This window comes from Phyllobacterium sp. K27, from assembly GCF_054796155.1.
Genome location: NZ_CM139240.1, coordinates 997,919 through 1,016,778 on the forward strand (window position 1 = coordinate 997,919; position 18,860 = coordinate 1,016,778).

General features: G+C 61.6%; 15 protein-coding genes. 6 read left to right on the forward strand and 9 right to left on the reverse strand.

Going from position 1 to position 18,860, the window contains the following annotated elements:
* Positions 1-16 precede the first annotated feature (16 nt).
* On the reverse strand, positions 17-490 hold the full coding sequence (locus tag ACYJL1_RS05005; protein WP_460897315.1) for an SRPBCC family protein: 474 nt from the start codon (positions 488-490) through the stop codon (positions 17-19).
* A gap of 33 nt (positions 491-523) precedes the next feature.
* Positions 524-1,387 carry an SDR family oxidoreductase gene (locus tag ACYJL1_RS05010; RefSeq protein ID WP_460897316.1) on the reverse strand — a complete coding sequence of 288 codons (864 nt, stop codon included), beginning with the start codon at positions 1,385-1,387 and terminating at the stop codon, positions 524-526.
* Between the two features lie 105 nt (positions 1,388-1,492).
* On the opposite strand from ACYJL1_RS05010, the gene ACYJL1_RS05015 reads away from it, so the two are divergent.
* Positions 1,493-2,386 carry a LysR family transcriptional regulator gene (locus ACYJL1_RS05015; RefSeq protein ID WP_460897317.1) on the forward strand — a complete coding sequence of 298 codons (894 nt, stop codon included), beginning with the start codon at positions 1,493-1,495 and terminating at the stop codon, positions 2,384-2,386.
* 309 nt (positions 2,387-2,695) lie between these two features.
* Here ACYJL1_RS05015 and ACYJL1_RS05020 read toward each other — a convergent pair whose 3' ends face one another.
* Positions 2,696-3,442, reverse strand: coding sequence for an SDR family NAD(P)-dependent oxidoreductase (locus ACYJL1_RS05020; RefSeq protein ID WP_460897318.1), 747 nt, complete (start codon positions 3,440-3,442; stop codon positions 2,696-2,698).
* Between the two features lie 295 nt (positions 3,443-3,737).
* Between ACYJL1_RS05020 and ACYJL1_RS05025 the strand changes: the two genes are divergently transcribed.
* Both ACYJL1_RS05025 and ACYJL1_RS05030 read left to right on the forward strand, forming a co-directional pair.
* Positions 3,738-4,220 (forward strand): GFA family protein, encoded by a 483-nt coding sequence (locus tag ACYJL1_RS05025; protein WP_460897319.1) that lies wholly within the window; start codon positions 3,738-3,740, stop codon positions 4,218-4,220.
* Positions 4,221-4,304: 84 nt separating this feature from the next.
* Positions 4,305-4,958, forward strand: coding sequence for a cysteine hydrolase family protein (locus tag ACYJL1_RS05030; RefSeq protein WP_460897320.1), 654 nt, complete (start codon positions 4,305-4,307; stop codon positions 4,956-4,958).
* A gap of 454 nt (positions 4,959-5,412) precedes the next feature.
* Here the strand turns inward: ACYJL1_RS05030 and ACYJL1_RS05035 are convergent, their stop codons facing one another.
* From ACYJL1_RS05035 to ACYJL1_RS05060, 6 genes are all read right to left on the reverse strand, one after another.
* The gene (locus ACYJL1_RS05035) at positions 5,413-7,320 is read right to left on the reverse strand and encodes a glycoside hydrolase family 36 protein (RefSeq protein WP_460897321.1); all 1,908 of its coding nucleotides are present in this window, start codon (positions 7,318-7,320) and stop codon (positions 5,413-5,415) included.
* Positions 7,321-7,438: 118 nt separating this feature from the next.
* Entirely contained in the window at positions 7,439-10,408 is a 2,970-nt protein-coding gene (locus tag ACYJL1_RS05040) for a TonB-dependent receptor (RefSeq protein WP_460897322.1), read from the reverse strand.
* Between the two features lie 93 nt (positions 10,409-10,501).
* Positions 10,502-13,609 (reverse strand): TonB-dependent receptor, encoded by a 3,108-nt coding sequence (locus ACYJL1_RS05045; RefSeq protein WP_460897323.1) that lies wholly within the window; start codon positions 13,607-13,609, stop codon positions 10,502-10,504.
* Positions 13,610-13,698: 89 nt separating this feature from the next.
* Entirely contained in the window at positions 13,699-14,637 is a 939-nt protein-coding gene (locus ACYJL1_RS05050; protein WP_460897324.1) for a FecR family protein, read from the reverse strand.
* Positions 14,634-15,221: an RNA polymerase sigma factor gene (locus ACYJL1_RS05055; protein WP_460897325.1), complete on the reverse strand. Its 588-nt coding sequence runs from the start codon at positions 15,219-15,221 to the stop codon at positions 14,634-14,636. Before ACYJL1_RS05055 ends, ACYJL1_RS05050 begins: the two co-directional genes overlap by 4 nt.
* Positions 15,222-15,839: 618 nt before the next feature.
* The gene (locus tag ACYJL1_RS05060) at positions 15,840-16,766 is read right to left on the reverse strand and encodes a LysR family transcriptional regulator (RefSeq protein WP_460897326.1); all 927 of its coding nucleotides are present in this window, start codon (positions 16,764-16,766) and stop codon (positions 15,840-15,842) included.
* Positions 16,767-16,910: 144 nt separating this feature from the next.
* Between ACYJL1_RS05060 and ACYJL1_RS05065 the strand changes: the two genes are divergently transcribed.
* The 3 genes from ACYJL1_RS05065 to ACYJL1_RS05075 all read left to right on the forward strand — a co-directional run bounded on the left by ACYJL1_RS05065 (position 16,911) and on the right by ACYJL1_RS05075 (position 18,814).
* A complete protein-coding gene (locus tag ACYJL1_RS05065; protein WP_460897327.1) occupies positions 16,911-17,336 on the forward strand; it encodes a DoxX family protein in 426 nt (141 codons plus the stop codon).
* A 200-nt stretch (positions 17,337-17,536) separates the two neighbouring features.
* Complete coding sequence (locus ACYJL1_RS05070) at positions 17,537-18,133, forward strand: NADPH-dependent FMN reductase (RefSeq protein ID WP_460897328.1); 597 nt, start codon at positions 17,537-17,539, stop codon at positions 18,131-18,133.
* Between the two features lie 78 nt (positions 18,134-18,211).
* Positions 18,212-18,814: an NADPH-dependent F420 reductase gene (locus tag ACYJL1_RS05075; RefSeq protein ID WP_460897329.1), complete on the forward strand. Its 603-nt coding sequence runs from the start codon at positions 18,212-18,214 to the stop codon at positions 18,812-18,814.
* Positions 18,815-18,860 lie beyond the last annotated feature (46 nt).

The following is an 18,860-nucleotide window of genomic DNA, read 5'->3' on the forward strand; positions in this document are numbered from 1 at the left end:
AGGTGGGCCGTGAGGATCAGAGCTTGCCTTCGGCGAGCATCTCTCGGGTGCGCTTCAGCGTGGACAGCAGGGCGGCCTTGTAGCCCTTGTCGCTGTCGAACTGCGCCTGCTCAGCCTGTTCCTCGGGGCCGTTCGGTTGCCTGTCGCGCAGCCCGAGATAGCAGTAGAATTTGAGCTGAAGCTCGCCCGTCTCATCCTCGAACAGTTCGTTGATGATCGCGCCTTCGCGCGGGCCGGTAGCCTGGAAGAAGGTGACCTTGCGCTGCGGCTCGAGCGTGATGATCTCGCGCAGGTCCGCGCCCGCGATCGTGGCTTCGCGGACGAAGTGCGTCGCGCTCTCCTCGGTGACGTCGCACCTGGTGCAGAGGCCGGGCGGAAGGAACAGCCGGGCGTCACGAGCCTTTAGCTCGAGGCCCTTCCAGACCTGATCACGGGTGAGCCTGGTTTCGCCTTGTGGATTTACCGGAACGGTGGCGGTCGAATAGATCATGTCGGTGGTCCTTGTTCGGGAGGGTTGAGGCGATCAGCCGGCGATCTGCGCGACGTAATCGCGGTAGGAGCGCAGCGGGCGGCCGAGCAGCGCGGTGAGCCGGTCGCGGTCGCCGGTCTCAGGGAGCATGCCGTCGGACAGGAAGCGCTCGGCCATCAGGCGCATGTCGAAGGCCATCCAGCCCGGCATGAACTGGCGCATGTTCTGCTCGAACCCGTCGGTGTCGTCGCCCCGATAGGTGATGTTTCGGCCGAGAAGGTCGCTCCAGATGGCGGCGGCGCTCGCGCCGGTCAGCGTATCCGGGCCGACCAGGTTGATACGGGTCAGCGGGAGCGGCGTGGGCGACTGTTCGCGGCGGACCAGTTCGATTGCGGCGATCTCGCCGATATCGCGGGCGTCGATCATCGCGAGGCCCTTGTCGCCGATCGGCATCGGATAGATGCCATGGCCGGTGACCACGTCCTTAATCGTGATTTCGTTGTCCATGTAATAGGCCGGGCGCAGGATGGTGGCGTTCATCCCCATCTGCTCGATCATCCGCTCGACGCCGAACTTGCCCGCGAAGTGCGGCACGTCGACGTAGATGTCGCTGTGGAGGACCGAGAGATAGACGATCCGCTCGATCCCGGCTGCACGGGCGACGTTGAGCGCGATCAACGCCTGGGTGAATTCGTCGGGGACGACGGCGTTCAGCAGGAACAGGGTCGAGACGCCGGACATGGCGCTACGCAGTGATTCCACGTCGAGTAGGTCGCCCTGGACGACATCGACGCTCGCGGGGAAACTTGCCTTCGACGGGTCGCGGACCAGGGCGCTGACGTCGGCGCCGCGGTTGACGAGCTGTTCGACGACGTTGCTGCCGACATTGCCGGTCGCGCCGGTTACGAGAATGGTCATGGTCTTAATCCTTGGGTTGAACCGCTTGCTTGCCCTCAAATTAGCGATCCACATTCATGCCGGTAGCCGCTATATCTAGACACACCGTCTCACTGCTGGAACGCCATGGACCTTCTCGCCCTCGCCGATTTCAACCTGGTCGCTCGTCACGGCGGGTTCGGGAAAGCCTCGCGCGCGGCCGGGCGCCCGAAGGCGACGTTGTCCCGCCGCGTCGCGGAGCTGGAAGCCAGCCTCGACCTGCGGCTGTTCGAGCGGGGGGCGCGCGCGCTCAAGCTGACTGAGGAAGGGCGGGCGCTGTTCGAGCGGACGGGACAATTGCTCACCGAACTGGAAGAGACCGCCACCGCAATCGCCTCGGGCGGACATAGTCCCCGGGGCAGGTTGCGGATCAGCGCGCCTTTGCTCTTTTCGCAAACAGCGATGGGGAAAGTAGCCGCCAGCTTTGCACTGAAATATCCGGAGGTCCGGCTCGAGGTCACGACCGAGGACCGGTCCGTCGACATGATCGAGGAAGCCTACGACCTCGTAATCCGGGTCAATCCGGCGCCGGATGAAAGCCTGGTCGGACGCATCTTCCTGCACGATCGTCTGGTCGTCGTAGCGAGCCCGGACCTGACGCCGCCGGAAGACGGCTCCGCTATTCCGGTCGTGGTGCGTGGACCGGCCAGCCAGGGCGACGCGTGGAGCATGGTGACACCGACGGGAAAGACAAAGATCGCAGTCAATCCGGTGCTGAGTCTTTCGTCGCTCGTCATGGTCAGAGATGCCGTGCGAATGGGGGTGGGCGCCGCGCGCCTTCCGGTGTCCCTCGTAAGTCACGACCTCGCCACCGGTACGATGGTGCGTTGGGGTGCTATGGAAGGACCAGAGATCGCGCTATGGACTCTTTATCCCACGCGCCGTTTGCTGAGTGCTCGTGTATCGGCGTTCCTGGATCACCTGAAGGAGGCTTTTCCGAAGGGGACACCGGACGAACTCGCGGCCTACGTCGGGAGATGATGACCCGTCCTGGCCATGTCAGCGGAGTCGACCTTGGGCATGTCCGGGGTTCAGAATCCGGTTCCGAAAGGAGCGTCGGTTCGATTCCGACCACCCGCACCTTCCTTCAGAATCGAGCCGAGACTTAAGAAGCCAACCGGCGATACGTGCTTCAGAATGTTGCGGCTGAGCGTCGACTGCTCGACGCCCATCGCACGCGCTGCCTTATAGAAACTCCGTAATCGGCCGCTGCGACAGCGTATCGGAGTAGGCGAATGTCGAAGGTCATCCATTCTACCTACAGGCAAACACCAGGTGCCCACGGTGACTTCAGACCTTCAGGCCGCCATCGACGAAAATCTCCTCGCCGTGAATGTAGCTGGCCAAGTCGCTGGCGAGGAATGCGACGACGTTGGCGATCTCCTCAGGTTTGCCTATGCGTCCAAGCGGGCTCTGCCCCTCGAGTGCCTTGATTTTGCTGTCGTCGGAGTCGGCGTCAAGCGCGATCCGGAGGGACTCGGTATCAACGGCCCCTGGGCTCAGGACATTGATGCGGATCGCCCGGCCGCGGACGTCCTTGATCCAGGCCTTGGTGGCGGCGCGCAGGCCGGCCTTCGCCGCGCCGTAGAGACTCATCGACGGCGGCGTCTCGTATGACGCGGTGGAACCGACGATCACGACCGAGGCGCCGGGCCCGAGCAGCCGAAGCGCACCCTGCACGGTCCACAGGACGCCCCTGAGGTTTGTCCCGATCACGGTCTCGAATTTCTCCTCCGTGATCTCGCCGAGCGGCGCGTTGGCGCCGACCGCGGCGTTCGCAACCACGATGTCGAGGCGGCCGAAGCGCTCCTCGACCGAGCGGTAGAGCGCCTCGACGTCGCATAGCTTGGAGACGTCTGCGACGATGCCGACGCATTCAGGGCCGATCTGCGCGGCCGCGGCCTCGATCGTGTCTTTCTTCCTTCCCGTGATCACGACCCGCGCGCCGCACGCGACTAGCGTCCTCGCGATCTCCTCGCCGATGCCCCGGCTGCCGCCGGTCACCACCGCCACCTTGTCCTTGAGAGAGATGTCCATCGTTGCCCTTCCATCTGATGTTTTCGGTCGCCGCGGCGGTGTCGTGACGCCGGCCCGGCCTCTCGAAAATGCGCGGATGGCCGAGGTGGTGGCGGGGCATCGCCGGATATGGACGGGCGCGAAGGTATTCTGGACGCGGCCGAATGGCGGCCCCCGATCCGCGGGCCTACCATCCCGTGCGGCTCGCGCATCCGGGTGTCGGGCTCGATGCGGCGCGTGGCGCCGGATCGGGCGTCCGCGGGTCGCCGCGACCCAGCCCCGAGACGACACGTTTGTAGCATTGACGGAGTAGGATATGAGCGAAAAGAGACTGAACCTCGAGGGCGGATGTTTCTGCGGGAAGCTCCGCTACTGCGTGACGGCGGCGCCCCTGTGGACGCTGATGTGCCATTGCACCGACTGCCAGGAGATGACGGCCTCGGCGTTCTCGCTGTGCGCCATCATCGCGACCGACAGCTTCAGCATAACGAGCGAGACCCAGCCGGAAGGACACAGGAAGACCGCCGACAACGGCGCGATTTCTACCCGCTTCGTCTGCCCTGAGTGCGCGACCTGGACGCACACGCAGACCACCAGCTCGACCGAGATGATGATCGTGCGCCCGTCGTCGCTCGATGACCACTCGTGGTTCAAGCCCGTGGCGCAGCTCTACACGCGCTCGGCGCAGAAGTGGGCGCTGCTGCCCATGCCGCTGAGCTACGAGGAGGAGTTCCCCGAATACGATTCGGTCCAGGCGGTCTACAAGGCGAGCGGCATCAGCCCGGGACGCAGCCTGTGACTGTCGACGGCCGCCGCCACGCCTCGGGAAGGTACCGTATTCTTCCAGCCGACAGCCTGACTATCGCGTCTAGCGGGACCAGTCATGCATAGCATCGACCTCGAACCCGGGATGCTTGAGACTTGGCGTGGTCCGCTTGCTGAGGGCATCGACCCAAACCGCACCGCGCTCATGGTGATCGACCTGCAGCTGGGCTTCATGGACGAGAGCCATCCGGGATACGTCCCCGGCATCCTCGACATCGTCCGCAACGTGAACCTGCTGACGCAAGCCTTCCGGACCGCGGGCGCGAGGGTCGTGTTCACGCGGCACACGATCGTGGACGATCCTCCCAGGGCGCCACCCGCTTGGCAGCTGCGTAGCGAGGAGTTCAGGCCCATCTGGGACACGCTCCGCCCCGGCCTGCCGACCCATGACCTCTTCCCCGGAATAGACGTCGGTCCTGACGACTGGGTCGTCGACAAGTATCGCTTCTGCGCCATCCTTCCGAACTCGAGCTCCCTCGACCGCGACTTCCGGGCCGCAGGGATCGACACGGTCGTCATAGCGGGCGCGATCTCCAACGTGTGCTGCGAGAGCACCAGCAGGAACGCGTCGATGCTGGACTACGAGGTGGCCTTCGTCGCCGATGCGACGGCCGCCGCTGACGATGCGGCGCAGAACGCTGCGCTGTCGGGCATGGCGGTCAGCTTCGCGAACGTGAAGACGACCGAGCAGGTCATCGGCCAGTTGAGGTGATGTGCCGGTGGCGGAGCCGAGCACCCCGCTGGGCCCGCCGCCGGAGCCTCGAATGCCTTCAAGGTCGGTCTGGCGGAGGTAGTCGCCACATCGGTCGCGGTACAGCTTGCGGGAGCGCCTCGTGAGCATCTTCGACGATGCGAAGACTGCGGCCTCAGGCGCCCTCCAGTTCCGCGGTGGGATCATCATGGTGCTGGGCTTGCGCTCAGCGAGGAGACGTTGGTGGACGAGCGAACCGGGCATATCATGAACCCGACCCTCGCCCGAGTATCACGTTCCCGTACACCTCGATGGATCCGCATAAGCCGGCTGGCGCGCGCCGCTGTCCCGGATGTAGTTCACTGAGCCCGGGCTGCTCAATGGCTTTTGCTGCCATCCTAAACCTTTTGGCTCGCTCGCTAATGTGGCCGGACAAGGGCGAGGCCTGGCTAGGTTAATAGCCGCACCTCGCTCGTCATAATCGCACCAGCTCGACGATACCAGCTGAAGGGACCTGGATAAGATGAAGCCCTCCGACTAGGCGTTTGACGGACTCTTCGACTATCCGGCCCTGCGCGTCGCGCGTTGTCAGGTGAAAACTCCCGACGTCTTCCGCAAGATCTAGAACTATGTTTTGTGATGAAGTCGCATTCACAACGTCCAGGGCAGCGGCGATACTGTCAATTCTGACGACCTGATCGCTGTAGAGACCGATAATCTGTTTTTGGGCCGAGGCGGCACGGACAAGTGAGTAGCTCGCGCCTATGCCCTCGGGCCTGAAATCACCACCAAGCAGAACGTCACGGTTCGCGCGCCAGTAAGAGAGATATCGCTCGAGCATCGCGGAGTGACTGGGCTTCAGCGCATCCAGCTTCATGGAGATCTGGGGTACGGCAAAGAGCGTGTCCCAGAGCTGCAGTGCGGCTTTTTCGACGGGCTCCTCGTCATTCCAGAGGATCGGATCCGCATGAACGGGGGTCGAGCCGGCCAACAGGCGCAGATCGACGATACGCTGCCGATTGAGAATAGAACTGTTCGGCGCGTCCGATGCCCGAAGCATATTGCCGTACTTGCGTATAAGCGGTCCGGTATAGGCCGGACGAAACTCGATAAGGACGTCGGGTTTGGCCTGGCGCAGCGTTGCCATGATGTCAGTCATCAGTCGGTCGACCGCTTCGTACACGGAGGCATAGTCCCGCCCGTCGCCTGCCTTCAGGACGGTGCTTTCGTCCGATCTGAAGGAGTCGATGAAATCGAGCTTCAATCCATCCCAACCCCAATCGACGATTGCGCGACGAAAGGTATCAATCAGGTATGACCGCACCTCTGGATAACGGGGATCCAGCACGTTCGTAGACTGCTCGTCCCACCGCCGCAGCGTCTTCCCACGAAAGCGGCGGAAAGCCTCCGATTGGTCCCCAACGAACGGCACCGAGAACCAGAGCATTCCCTTCATACCCGACGCATGAAGTGCATCGGTGACGGCGCGCATCCGGCGAAGCCGCTCCGGCTTCCAATCGCCGGCGAACGCATAACCGCGGCTGTTGTCGTTGGTCTGCCAGCCATCGTCCACGATCAGGACTTTGAACCCGCGCCTTGCAGCGGCACGCGCTTCGTTCAAGACAATGTCATCGGGCACGTTCTGGTGATAGCTGTACCAGGTGGAGTCGAGCGGCTCGAATGCGGCCTGCGGTGCGGGAGACGGAGCATAGCCCGGTTGCTCCGCCCACCATTGCGCAACGTCGCGAAGGACGGTCGAAAACGGCAGGGCACGGCTGTCTAGCCGAAGCTCGACGCGATAGCGCGTCAAAGGCTCATGTTGTTCGGTAAAGAGCTCGATCGACTGGTAGACCCGTACGTCTTCCTCTCGCAGCCGGGCAGAGAGCGTTATCGGGTTTAAAGCGTCGCTGAGCGCCACGGTCATCCGATTCTGCTCACCGCGGCCGTACAAGGTGAGCACGGGCGCGTGCGCGGTGAGCGTTGAACGGAGGCGGACGTTGACGAAGTCGGGCAGGATGGTGTGGCCCAAGCCGGCGTCCGGCGTCCACATGCCCGCCATATCGATCGAAGGCGTCGACCAGCGAAGAGCGAGTTTCGGAGGCGGAGCGGGGGTCGAGCGTGACAGCGTCAGTACAACGCCGTCGAGGCCTGGACGATAGGTACGGACTTGAATGTCGAGGTCGAACCCGTTCAGGTCGCCCACTATCGATAGGGGGATGCCTTGCACGCTAATCGTCCGCTGGGCGGCAGCGGCCGGGGCAACCTGCGCCTGCACCGGTGGGACGGCAATGAATTCCGCGAGGAACAACAGCGGCCAGATGAAATGGCGCGTGACAAGCCATCCCGCGCTGCCGCGTCGTCCACAGGTGTCGGCCTGTTTCAAATTCTGTCTCCCAGATTGGTGCGTGCTTCGAACCGGAGCCCGGCGGATCGATATGAGAGGGCCTGGAAGCCGGAACGATGCACTCCATCGTTCCGGTTTCCGGGCCGGCGCCCTCAACTTAGAACTTACCCCTGATACCTACTGAGTAGCGGGGCGGAGTGGCCTCATAATAGAGGATGCGGTTCTTGAATCGAGAGAAGTCTCTCGTGTCCTCACTAAAGATGTTCACACCTTCCGCGAATACCTGCAGCTCACGGCCTATATTGTATCCGAGCGTGAAGTCGGTCTGGCCGAACGCTTGCCGTTGCTGGGGCTCGCTATATGCGCCCTGGGCGACGACAAGAAACTCGGACCGATAGTTATACGCGATACGCGCCGAGATTGGGCCGTTCTCGTAGAACAGCGTCGCGTTCGCCGTGTGCGGCGTGAAGCCGTTGAAGCCCAAGTCTCCAGGAGGTGAGTTGTCTCGCTTGCTGTGGACGTAAGTATAGTTGATGATGCCGCCGACTCCCTTGAGCGCCCCGGTGTTGATTGTCTTTTGAAGCGCCGCCTCTATGCCGACGAGGTTGCCGGATAGTCCGTTGCGCTGGCGAGTATCCTGGAAGGTGACGTTGATCACCTCGTCCTCGGGGCGCCCCCCGTTTCCCGCGGGGAAGACAATGGGGCGCGTGACCGGCAGGGTGGAGGTCTCGATGAAGTTGCCCAGTTTTTTGTAGAACGCCGTCAGGGCAAGAAAGCTGAACCTGTCATAATACCATTCATACGCCACGTCGAAATTGTCTGCTTCATATGCCTGCAGCAGAGGATTCCCGCCGCCACTGGTGGGCGCGTTCGAGCGTCCGCCGTAGCTCTGGTTGAGTCCTAGCGCGGTCAGCGTCGGTCGGGTGACCGACTTCGAGTAGGCGAAGCGCAGAACCATGTCCTTGGCCGGCTCGAGCTTCAGATTGAAGGCAGGCAAGAAGTTCACATAGTCGTTCGATACGGTTGTGAACTCCGACGGACCTTCGATCACGATGAGCCCCGTATCGCCCGGCGACTCCCGGATCTGCAACACGGGAACGACGAAGCCGCTGGACGTCGCATCTGTGAATGCGATCCGGAATCCGGCATTGGCGCTCCACGGCATCTCGCCTCCGAAATCGCCGCCCCACTTCGTGTTAAAATATGCCTCGAAAATTTTTTCCCTGACCGCTGAGTCACCTTCCGGATAACGGAACTGCGTCCACAGGCCCCGAACGGGATCGAGCCCCGCACCACCCAGATTGGCAAGGAGTGCAGCCAAGCCTGCAGGATCGCCGCGGCCATAGTTGGAATTCGCGAGATTTGCCGGATTGTTTAACTCGCGGAAGATGTTTGCAGCAGATGCGACGAGCATCGCCGGTGGCGCCTTGTCCGCACCCTCGACCCCCTTCAAATAACCGTTAAACGAGTATTCGCTTTGGATGGATGTGTCGAAGGGCACGGTGTAGCCGCAGTAGAGGCAGCCGATCGACGAATAGCTCAGACCATATTGGGAGAAATCCTTTTGGCGAAAGCCGAAGAATGACTTCTCGCGATCGGAACGGAGCGCACCGGCGCTTATCGTCCGCAGCGGACCTTTTTCGACCTGCCACGCCGCGTCAAAGCGAAATTCCTTGATTTCGTCCGAACGCTTGTATTTCCCTGAACCCGCATAATGCAGCCGCTGTAGCGATTTATCAGTCAGCCCGGCCAGATTGGTGACGGTAGAGATGCCGTTAACTGTCGGCGCCTGAACGAACGGTGATTCCGGCGCATGCTCACCGAGCACCAAGAAGAAGTCGTCTCCTTCGCTGGTGGACTTGGACCAGGAGCCGTCCAGAGAGATTTTGAACGTGTCGGTCAGGTCGTACGCGATGTTCAGGCCTGTGGCGTAGGTCTTGGCGATGGAACTGCTTCCATTGTTGACATTGTCGTTCTGAGAAAGTCCAACCGCGCTCGCGAGAGCAGGATTCCGGCTGACGAAGTCGGCTCCCGGACGGCTGAAGGAGATGGCGGTCCCATTCTCGTCGAACTTGGGGTCGATGTAAGGAGGACTGAAGAAATTGGACTGACGCGCATTGACGTTGTCCACTTCGAAACGCGCGAACAGACCGTCCAGTGTAAACTTGAGTCGGTCTCCCACAAGCGCCTCGACAGCGCCGTTCAGCGCGAGCCTCTTGCGGGTCTCATTGCCCCGGTTGAACACTGCCTCCTGTTGCACCCTGGAGCCCGGGGGAATGGCCACGAGACTGGCCGCGGTGAGGCCCGATGATGTAACCGGAGCGGCGACCATAAGGTCGCCCGGATTACCGGTGTCGCCAACGACGGCGGGATTTACGCCGTCACGGAGCGCGTACCCCGAAGTCGAGAAGGAATCGATGGCTGAGTGACGTTCGGAATAGGTCGCCCCCAGGGCGATGCCGAACGAGCCACCGTTCGACCATGACCCCGTCCCGCCCGCCTCGAAGCCCAGCTTCTCGCGCAGCACGTCCTCCTGTCCGGAGAGAGCGACGGAGCCGCTAAACCCTTTCGGGCGGTCGAGCGGCCTGAAGGTCTTGATGTTCACCACGGACCCGATCCCGCCCGACTGCGTCTTCGGATCGATCGTCTTGTATACTTCAGCTGTCTGAATGATGTCGGCGGCGAGGATGTCGAACGAGAACTCGCGGCCCGCATTGTCGGTCGCGACGGTGCGTCCGTTGAGCAGCACCGTGTTGTACTCCGGGCCCAGGCCACGGACGGTAATCGAGCGCCCTTCGCCGCCACTTCGATCGATCGCCACACCTGTGATCCGCTGCAGCGCCTCGGCCACATTGGAGTCAGGGAACTTGCCAACATCCTCCGCTGACACCGCATCGACGACTCCGTCCGCTCCGCGTTTTATGTCTTGGGACGCCTGAAGCGACGCCCTTATGCCCGTGACCACGATGTCCTGACCGCTTTCGAGTGCGGTATCGGCGTCCATCGTGTCCGGAGTTTGAGGCATGGTCGGCGTGTTGGTGGCTGGATCTGTGTGTACCTGCGCAACAGCCGGAGGAGCAACAACCGCAGCGGTGAACAGTAGCGCGTATTTCGATCGAACAATCATGACAACCTCCCTCTTGTAATTCAGCCGTTCGAGATTGTTCCCGAATCCGACTTCGTCTTTCACACACCAGTTCGGATGTGCTGTGTGTGGTTCTTAATATGTTATACGTACCCCAAAGTTGTACCGCGACCCTGTACTTTGCATCAGAAGAAATCTGTCCTCTATTGCTGACCATTCTTTGATGTGAGCATTCGTGATATTTATGCCTTGAGCATAAATCTGCACATCTCTCGCAATGTCGAAGCTCAGGCTGACGTCTAGCTGGCCATAGGATGATCTGTTACGAGGTCGCGACTGCTCGGAGCGGCACGAACGCAGATAATCAGATCGCCAATTGTAAGAGACTCTCGCCGATAGGCCCAACTTCTCGTAGAAGATGCTGCCGTTTGCCGAGTGCGGGGATAGCCCGTTGTAGCCGCAATCATAATCGGCAAGGGTCAGGTCGCGCCTGGCCTCGCTTTCGACATAGGTGTAATTGCCCGTGATGCCGAGACCCGAAGCCGCTCCCGGAAGCCAATCGAACAGGTACTGACCGCCGAATTCAACTCCGCGAATGTACCCGGACTGGCCATTCCTGGTGCGAGTATCGAGGAAGGTTCGCCCGAACCTCTCGAGCGAAAGGGTCTGTAGCTCCAGAAAGTCTCTGAGGTCCTTATAGAACACGCCGACACTCAAATAACTGATCCGCGACAGGTACCACTCCAGAGACGCGTCGTAGTTTATCGATCTGAATGGAGTCAGGTTCGGGTTCCCGCCACTGGAGAGCGGTGCCGAGACACGTCCACTAAGACTGTCGCTGACGCCTAAATCGGTGAGTGTCGGCCGGGTGATCGTCTGGGAAAATGCAGCCCGTGCGACGATCTCGGGGGTTAAGTTCAACTTGATATTGAGCGAAGGGAGTGCGTTTACGTAGCTATTGCGGATGACGATCCCTGTGGAAGGTCCGTATCCGAACTGCAGGGTATCATCTCCGGGTGTGACCGTGACGCCCAGAACGGGAGTAACGTAACCGCTCGAACGTGTTTCGGTGCGAACAGCCCGGATACCCGCATTCCCACTCCATGCAGACCCGCCGAACTGCAGCCACACGTAGCCGCCCAATACCGCCTCGCGCACGTTCGAGTAGCCGCTGAGGCTTTCACGACTGCCGAACGGTCCGTCCTGCAGTGCGAGAAGACGTGCGCCCTCGACCCTCTGCTCCGCAGCGTCCCGGCCTTGGCGCGGTCGCGCCAAGTTGCCAGGATCTGAAAGGAAGGCGATTACCGCGCGCGGGTCGAAGGTGAAGAAATCGTGAGGAACATATTCGCTGCCTGATGCTTTCGGCAGAAAGCCACCAAGGTGGTAGGTACGCAGCAGCGATGGTTCGACCGGAATTTCATAGCCGCAATAGGCGCAGGCCGCATCGCTGTTCTCAAAATATTGGCGAAACTTTGATCGTTCAGAGTAAGAAACGCCGAAGCTGATCGACTTGAGCGCGCTCGACTGAAGCTTGTACTCTGTATCCAGGCGATATTCTGATCCAAGGTCGCGAACCCGCCCTTCGTCCACGCGCGTGTAATGCGCGCGGACCAGGGACGGATCGGTGAGGTTGCCGAAGTTGGATCCAATAGGGAGGTCGCCGCCCTTGTTGAGATCGAAGCGCGGACTAGTCTGCGCGAAAGAACCCAGCACGACATATGAACCAGGACTGCGCTGGGTCGCCTTGGTCTTGGATGCGTCGAACCTTACCTCGACGTCGTCGAACGGCCTCCACTTGAGATTGCCTCCGATCTGGTACGACTGAGTAAGCCTGTTGCCCGTCTGGACGATGTTGTCGTTCTGGGACAACGAGATGCGGTTCGCGAGGGCTGGGTTGCTGACCTGGAAAAGCTGGCCCGGACGTTCGAATGCCGTTGCCGTGCCGTTCTCATCGACGGTGAGAGCGATATAGGGGGATGAATAAAAGCTCGCGAAGATCGAGCGGTCGGAAGAAGCGTCGAATTTGGAGTAGATGCCGTCGAGACTGAGTGTCAGTCGATCCGTCAGCTGCGCTTCCACCGTCGCGGAGGCGTTGATGCGTCGGCGCCGGCTATTCTCCCGAGCGAAGTTGAGGTTTTGTGGAACGTGTACTGATGTCGCAGTCCGGTCGAGGGCGTCAGCTGTTAGACCAGCACTCTGCCCCGTGCCGTGCAGTACGCTCTGCTGACTGAACAGCCATCCGTCCACCTGGACGGCATCGCTCTGGCTGCGCCGGTCTGTGTAGGATCCGGAGATCACGAAACCGATGGTCTTCGCCTCGTTCATCAAGGATGCCACGGCGGAGACGTCAGGGGTGGTTGTCTTGCGGAGGTCGTCGTAAATGCCGCCGGCCGCAGCAGCGACGTGAAATCCGACTTTACCATCCATCGGACGTGCGGTCGCGATGTTCACGGTTGCCCCGATTCCGCCCTCCTGCAGCGGCGCGATGCTAGACTTGTAGACATCGGCGCGCTGGATCATGGCCGACGAGAGCACGTCGAAGGAGAATTCCCGGCCGGCATTATCCGTCGCCATCACGCGCCCGTTCACGAGCACGGTGTTGAACTCCGGACCTAAACCCCGGACAGTGATAAACTGACCCTCGCCTCCGGAGCGATCGATCGCGACACCGGTGATGCGCTGGAGAGACTCTGCGATGTTGCTGTCCGGGAACTTGCCGACTTCCTCTGCAGAGATGCTATCGAGGGTCAGTTCGGCTTCGCGCTTTGCTCGAGCAGAAGATTCCAGACTCTCCCGTATACCAGTCACCACGATGTCCTCGTCTTCGGCGAGAAGCGGGGCCTCGGCAGAAGGCGATCGGGGCGAGCCAGCGCCACTGCTCCCGTGGTGGGGAGAGCCTCGCATAGTCTGCAGAGCCAGCGGTAACGAGGTAATTGGGCGGGATGGGTAGAGGATCGCAAAGGTCTGGCTACCGGTTGGCCTCGCAATGAGACCTGTACCGTCCAGCAGCCGCACCAAGGCTTCGCGAGGCGTCATGTAGCCACGGACAGGGCTCGATCGCTTTCCCTTCGTTACCCTACGCGACGCGATAATCTGGACGTTCGTTTGCCTGCCGAACGCGGTGATCGCAGTTTCAAGGCGCTGCGCCGGGATTTCGAAGGCCATGCGTTGCGCGGCCGCCGGAACGCCCAAGAACGTACCGAGGACCACAGCAGTCGCAGAAACGCCTCCCCTTACGAGCATACCTCCCCCTGGTTCGGGCTTTTTTTTGCCCTCACAGAGGTAAGAGCCGCGGCCGCAGGAAATCCTTCCGTAAGATCAAAGAAACTGCATCAACCGATCCGCACCGTGTCGTTGTCCCTCGTGTCGATCGGCACGGCCAGGATCTCGCCGACCGTGCGGGCAAAACCATCCAGGTCATCGATCCGGAAGACACCGTCGAGTTGCTCATTGCCGAGCCGCGGATTGAGCAGAACGAGCTTGCGCCGATTGTAGCGGTTGAATTCAGCTATGGCGGACCCGAGCGAGTCACCGAGCAGGATTATCTTTCCGGTACGCCACGCAAGCGAGCGGTCGATCGACGCGGCCATGGCAACTTGTCGGTGGATCGTTCCGTCTTCGGAGATGAAGGCGCGATTCCCCGCGTCTAGATAGACGCGTTGGTCAGCCGTGTCGCCGGACCAGGTCTCCACGGCCCCCTCAGTGACCATCACCTCGGCGCCATGATCGAGGCGTCGAACCGAGAAAGCGGTTCCGACGGCCCTCACGTTCAAATCTCCGGCCTCAACCACAAACGGTCGATTGGGGCCTTTCGCAACCTGGAACCACGCCTCGCCTCTATCGACGCGGATATGTCGCACCGACTTTCTCATCTGGACGGTGATCCGGCTGACGGTATTGATGGTCGCTACAGATCCGTCCGTCAGTGCCACCCGGCGAATTTCGCCTAGCTCCGTCTCATAAGAACGCGCTTGAAACACGTACAAACCACCGACAACTGACGCTGCAATGGCGCCGCCCATAGCCGCCAAGAAAGTGCGCCTTCGGAAAATTGGCTTTTCAACTTCGTGACCATGGACGGGCTCGTCCTGGAGAGGCTCCAGCGCGAACCAGATTGCCTGAATGCGCGCGAGCTCACCCCGCCGCGTCGGGTCGCCATCAAGCCAGGTCTGCAACTCGGCCTCGTCCTCAGCCGACCAGTTGTCAGCGTCCATGCGGGAGACCCAATGTGCGGCCGTATCAAGTTCGGCATTTGGCATGTCGCGCATCATCGGCGGTGCTCCATGGGGGGCGCGCCCACTTCTGCTTCCCCTGCGACCATGGCCGCATCCCACGCGGTACGCAGAGCTTTAACACCAACCCATATTTGTTTCTCGACTGCTTTCTCCGAGATGTTCATGTGTTCGGCGATCTTGCGCTGAGACCAGCCCTCGATTTTGCGTAGGTACACTGCTTGACGACATCGCTCAGGCAATTGCGCTATCAAGCTTAAGGCGCGCGCGCAGTCTAGCTTCGCTCCGACCTCTCTCTCTGGGGAGGGCCTTTCCTCGTCGATATAGGCCTCAATCTCCGCAACGATGTCGATTTGCACAATCCGCTGGCGGCGTATGCGACGGAGCATAAGGTTGCGAACGATCGCGAAGAAATAGGCGTCCGGCCTTTCGATGTGAGCAAACGAGTCAAGCCGGGCAATCGCGCAGTATGCATCTTGAATAAGCTCGTCGATGTCCTCTGGCGGAAGCCGGTACCGGCGCAACCATAGACGCACCTGCGGTTCATGCGGCAGGATACCTGTCGCAATCCATCGCGCCAGCAGGCGCCTCTGCTCTTTCGCCTCGCTTGCGTTCAGGTACATCGTCTACCTAGCTCGAACTAGTGCTTCGTATTGTAGAGAGCCCTATGGAGGAAAAATCCTTCGCAAGAGCTGAGAAAAGTGCGCTTCAGAGAGCGCAGACTGAGCTGTTGCCATTCAGTTGCGCCTTCCGCTGTCCTTGCACCACTGGACGACGCCACTCTTGATCCAGAAGTGATGCTTCGCAGAGGGCGCATGCGCGTCCTTCCAAGTTGCGCGCTCCGGCTGGAGAGTCGATCAGTCCTCTGACCGCCGTGGATCTACGGCATGGTCGGCGTCGCACACCGGGAGATAGTCGACCCCCTTAGCCCAGGTGTGGCGGGCTCTGTTCAGGGAACGATCCTCGGGTGAACTCGTCGCGGTCACCGCATTCCGCAGGAACGGCGTCCGCACACCCCCAGGGCGTGACGCGACGACTAGATGTTGAGCGGGCTGCAGAGATATCGACGTCGGGAGGAAAGTCGACCTTGCTGGGGTCGCGAGTCAGCAGGCACGCTGGCGCCGCTGCACGAGCTGGTCGACGAGATTTCGGCCGAGCGTGTCCGCCCCGACCATCGAGTTGGTGCTCTCGACCGTGGCTCAGTAGGGAGCGCGCTCGCTGGCAGCTCACGCCTAGCTGCCTTATGGCTGATGAGCGTCGTCGCGCGCGAGGAAGACCCAGGATGTAGAGGGTTGCGCGTAATCGGCAGGGGCGAACTTCTCAACGAGTAGATCGGTCAAGACCTTCACCTTACGCGGCGTATATTGGCTCGGCGGGCGCACGAGGTAGATGCCGATATCCGGCAGCGTATAGCCCGGCATGATCGGCACCAGCGTTCCTGCCTCAAGATAACGGTCCGCGATAAGCTCGGCCATTGCGACGATCCCAAGTCCGGCCGCCGCCGCCTCTGCGAGCATGTAGGCATTGTCGGCTTTGAAGCGACCGCGCGGATGGACGGTGAAGCTCTGGTCGCCGTCGCTGAACGTCCAGCTGTTTACCCCGGGCGTGATCGCGGCATGGTTGCCGACGTCGGCGGGCGAGTCCGGTGCGCCGTAGTCTCGGATATAGTCCGGGCTGGCGTAGAGGCGAATGGGAAGCGATCCGATCTTGCGCGCGATCAGGTTCGAGTCGGGCAGGTAACCCACGCGAATACCGCAATCGAAACCTTCTGCAGCTAAGTCGACGTAGCGGTCTGAGAACCGCGTATGGACGTGCAGGGAAGGATGGCGGCGAGCGAGCTCGGTGAGCGTCGGCGCGAATTGCATTCCGAACGATGAAGGGCCGGCGATGCGGAGGAGGCCGCGAAGCTCGCCATTTGGCGAGATGTCCTCGCGCGCGGCGTCGATCCGGGCGCAGATCTCGGCCGCCTGATCCCGGAACAGCAGCCCCGCCTCGGTAAGAACTGCACCGCGCGTGGTGCGCGACAGCAGCTCCGCGCCGAGTTCCTGCTCCAATCGTAGCAGCCGGCGGCTGACGATGGACTTGGCGAGTCCGAGGCGTCGCGCCGCGGCGTTGATACCGCCAGCGTCGGCAATCTCGACGAATGCTCTAAGGTCCTCGATCTCCAACGTCGCCCCCGCCGTACAATCACGCGAAGTGTTCCGCGTCTGGGACCACTGAGTAGCATCTTTGCTGTCTAGTGGCGAGTAGCGCCGTCGCGCATCTTCATTGCCGCGGATGATTGATCATCCTGCTTCAACTGGAGATGAACCATGAACAGCACCCGTTTTCTTCCGTTAGCCGGCAGGCTCTTGATCGGCCTGCCTTTCATCCTTTTTGGGCTTGGCAAGGCCACGAGCTATGCCGCGACCGTTGCCACCATCGAGGCCGTCGGCCTGCCGCTGCCGCCGCTCGCGTTCATCGGCGCCGTCGTGCTCGAGGTCGTCGGAGGCGCCCTGCTGGTCGCAGGCTACAAGGTCCGGCCGGTCGCCGCGGCGATGGCGGTGTTTTCGATCGCGACCGCCGTCTTTTTTCACAGCGACCTCGCTGACCAGAACAACTTCGTGCACTTCTTCAAGAACATCATGATGACTGGCGGCCTGCTGCAGATCGTCGCGTTCGGTGCCGGAGCCCTCAGCCTCGACAATCGTTCGGCCAATCGGCGCATCGCCGCGGGTGGTCTCGCTACCGCGAGTTGATCCGCTATCCTCCGCGCTTCTTCCAAGCCGGGCACGCATCACCTGCGTGCCCGGCTTTGTTGTGTTCACAACAGGGCGGAGTGTTCCTGTTTCCGCAACCCCGCGGCGCACTCTCGCCGACTAGTCGCGGCGGTCCTGCCGGGCCACCTTCCCCTCATCATCCAGGGGCCTACGGGTCCAGTCACAGAGAAGGAAGACCCATGTCCACCGCTCATTCCAAACCGAAGATCGCCCTGATCGTGGGCTCGACCCGCGCCGCGCGCTTTGCCGACGTGCCCGCGCAGTGGATGCTGCGACAGGCGCAGGCGCGCGAGGATCTCGACGTCGAGCTCATCGATTTGCGTGACTTCGAACTACCGTTCTTCGATGAGGTCGCTTCCAGCGCCTTCGTGCCGAGCCAGAGCCCGGAAGCCGTCAGCTGGCAAGAGACGATCGCCCGCTTCGACGGCTTCATCTTCGTCGTCGCCGAATACAACCACTCGATCACCGCCGCGCTCAAGAACGCGCTCGATCAGGCTTACAAAGAGTGGAACCGCAAGCCCTTCACCGCCATCGGCTATGGTGGCGTCGGCGCGGCGCGCGCGATCGAGCATCTGCGCCTGATCGGAGTGGAACTGCACATGGTCTCGACCCATGCCGCCGTGCACATCGGCGGGAGCGATTTCTTCACCGTCTTTCCGATGGGCGGCAATCAGCCGATTGAGACGATCGAGCAGAACCTGTTGCCGTCGGCCGCCGCTGCGCTCGACGAACTCACCTGGTGGGCGAAGGCCACGATGGCGGCGCGGGCAAACTAGAAGATGCAACGCGACCGCGCTGCGCGACCGCGGATAGCCCGCGGCGCGCACGCGACTCGCTCTCCCCGGAGATTCGAAATGACTTCCATCGGTATCCTCGGCGCCGGCCTCTTGGGCAGCGCCATCGCCAAGCGGCTCGGCGCCAAGGGCATAGCAGCAACGATCGCCAACAGCCGTGGTCCCGAGACGCTGTCGGCCCTGATCGCCGAAGCTGGCCCGTCAATCAAAGCCGGCACGCGCGTGGAGGTGGCCTCGAAGGACGTCGTCTTCGTGTCGATCATCTGGCCGAGGTTGCAGAACGCTCTTGCGGATCTGCCGGACTGGAACGGCCGCATCCTCATCGACACCAACAATCCCATGCAGCGCGCGCCGCTACCGCCCATCGACATCGGCGAGCGCGCGTCGACCTCAATTGTAGCGGAGTGGGCGCCCGGTGCGCGCATCGTGAAAGCCTTCAACCATCACTTCTACGGTATTATCGAGAAGGATCCGGAGGCCGAAGGCGGTCGCCGCGTTCTCTTCTACGCGGGCGACGACGCGGCCGCGAAGGCTGTGGTGGCGGGACTGATCGAACAGCTTGGCTTCTTCGGTATCGACCTTGGCGACGTCGAACATGGCAGCCGCCAGTTCCAAGGGCCAGGCGGCCCGCTGAGTGCCCATGATCTCGTCAAGTTCGACTGAGAGGTGAAGGCTTCATCTTCTGGCAGATCGAAGGCTTAACACTATC

Excerpts from the sequence above, each read along its gene's own strand:
- ACYJL1_RS05005 (WP_460897315.1), bottom strand. The coding sequence starts at position 490 with ATGATCTATTCGACCGCCACCGTTCCGGTAAATCCACAAGGCGAAACC.
- ACYJL1_RS05010 (WP_460897316.1), bottom strand. The coding sequence starts at position 1,387 with ATGACCATTCTCGTAACCGGCGCGACCGGCAATGTCGGCAGCAACGTC.
- ACYJL1_RS05015 (WP_460897317.1), top strand. The coding sequence starts at position 1,493 with ATGGACCTTCTCGCCCTCGCCGATTTCAACCTGGTCGCTCGTCACGGC.
- ACYJL1_RS05020 (WP_460897318.1), bottom strand. The coding sequence starts at position 3,442 with ATGGACATCTCTCTCAAGGACAAGGTGGCGGTGGTGACCGGCGGCAGC.
- ACYJL1_RS05025 (WP_460897319.1), top strand. The coding sequence starts at position 3,738 with ATGAGCGAAAAGAGACTGAACCTCGAGGGCGGATGTTTCTGCGGGAAG.
- ACYJL1_RS05030 (WP_460897320.1), top strand. The coding sequence starts at position 4,305 with ATGCATAGCATCGACCTCGAACCCGGGATGCTTGAGACTTGGCGTGGT.
- ACYJL1_RS05040 (WP_460897322.1), bottom strand. The coding sequence starts at position 10,408 with ATGATTGTTCGATCGAAATACGCGCTACTGTTCACCGCTGCGGTTGTT.
- ACYJL1_RS05045 (WP_460897323.1), bottom strand. The coding sequence starts at position 13,609 with ATGCTCGTAAGGGGAGGCGTTTCTGCGACTGCTGTGGTCCTCGGTACG.
- ACYJL1_RS05050 (WP_460897324.1), bottom strand. The coding sequence starts at position 14,637 with ATGATGCGCGACATGCCAAATGCCGAACTTGATACGGCCGCACATTGG.
- ACYJL1_RS05055 (WP_460897325.1), bottom strand. The coding sequence starts at position 15,221 with ATGTACCTGAACGCAAGCGAGGCGAAAGAGCAGAGGCGCCTGCTGGCG.
- ACYJL1_RS05065 (WP_460897327.1), top strand. The coding sequence starts at position 16,911 with ATGAACAGCACCCGTTTTCTTCCGTTAGCCGGCAGGCTCTTGATCGGC.
- ACYJL1_RS05070 (WP_460897328.1), top strand. The coding sequence starts at position 17,537 with ATGTCCACCGCTCATTCCAAACCGAAGATCGCCCTGATCGTGGGCTCG.
- ACYJL1_RS05075 (WP_460897329.1), top strand. The coding sequence starts at position 18,212 with ATGACTTCCATCGGTATCCTCGGCGCCGGCCTCTTGGGCAGCGCCATC.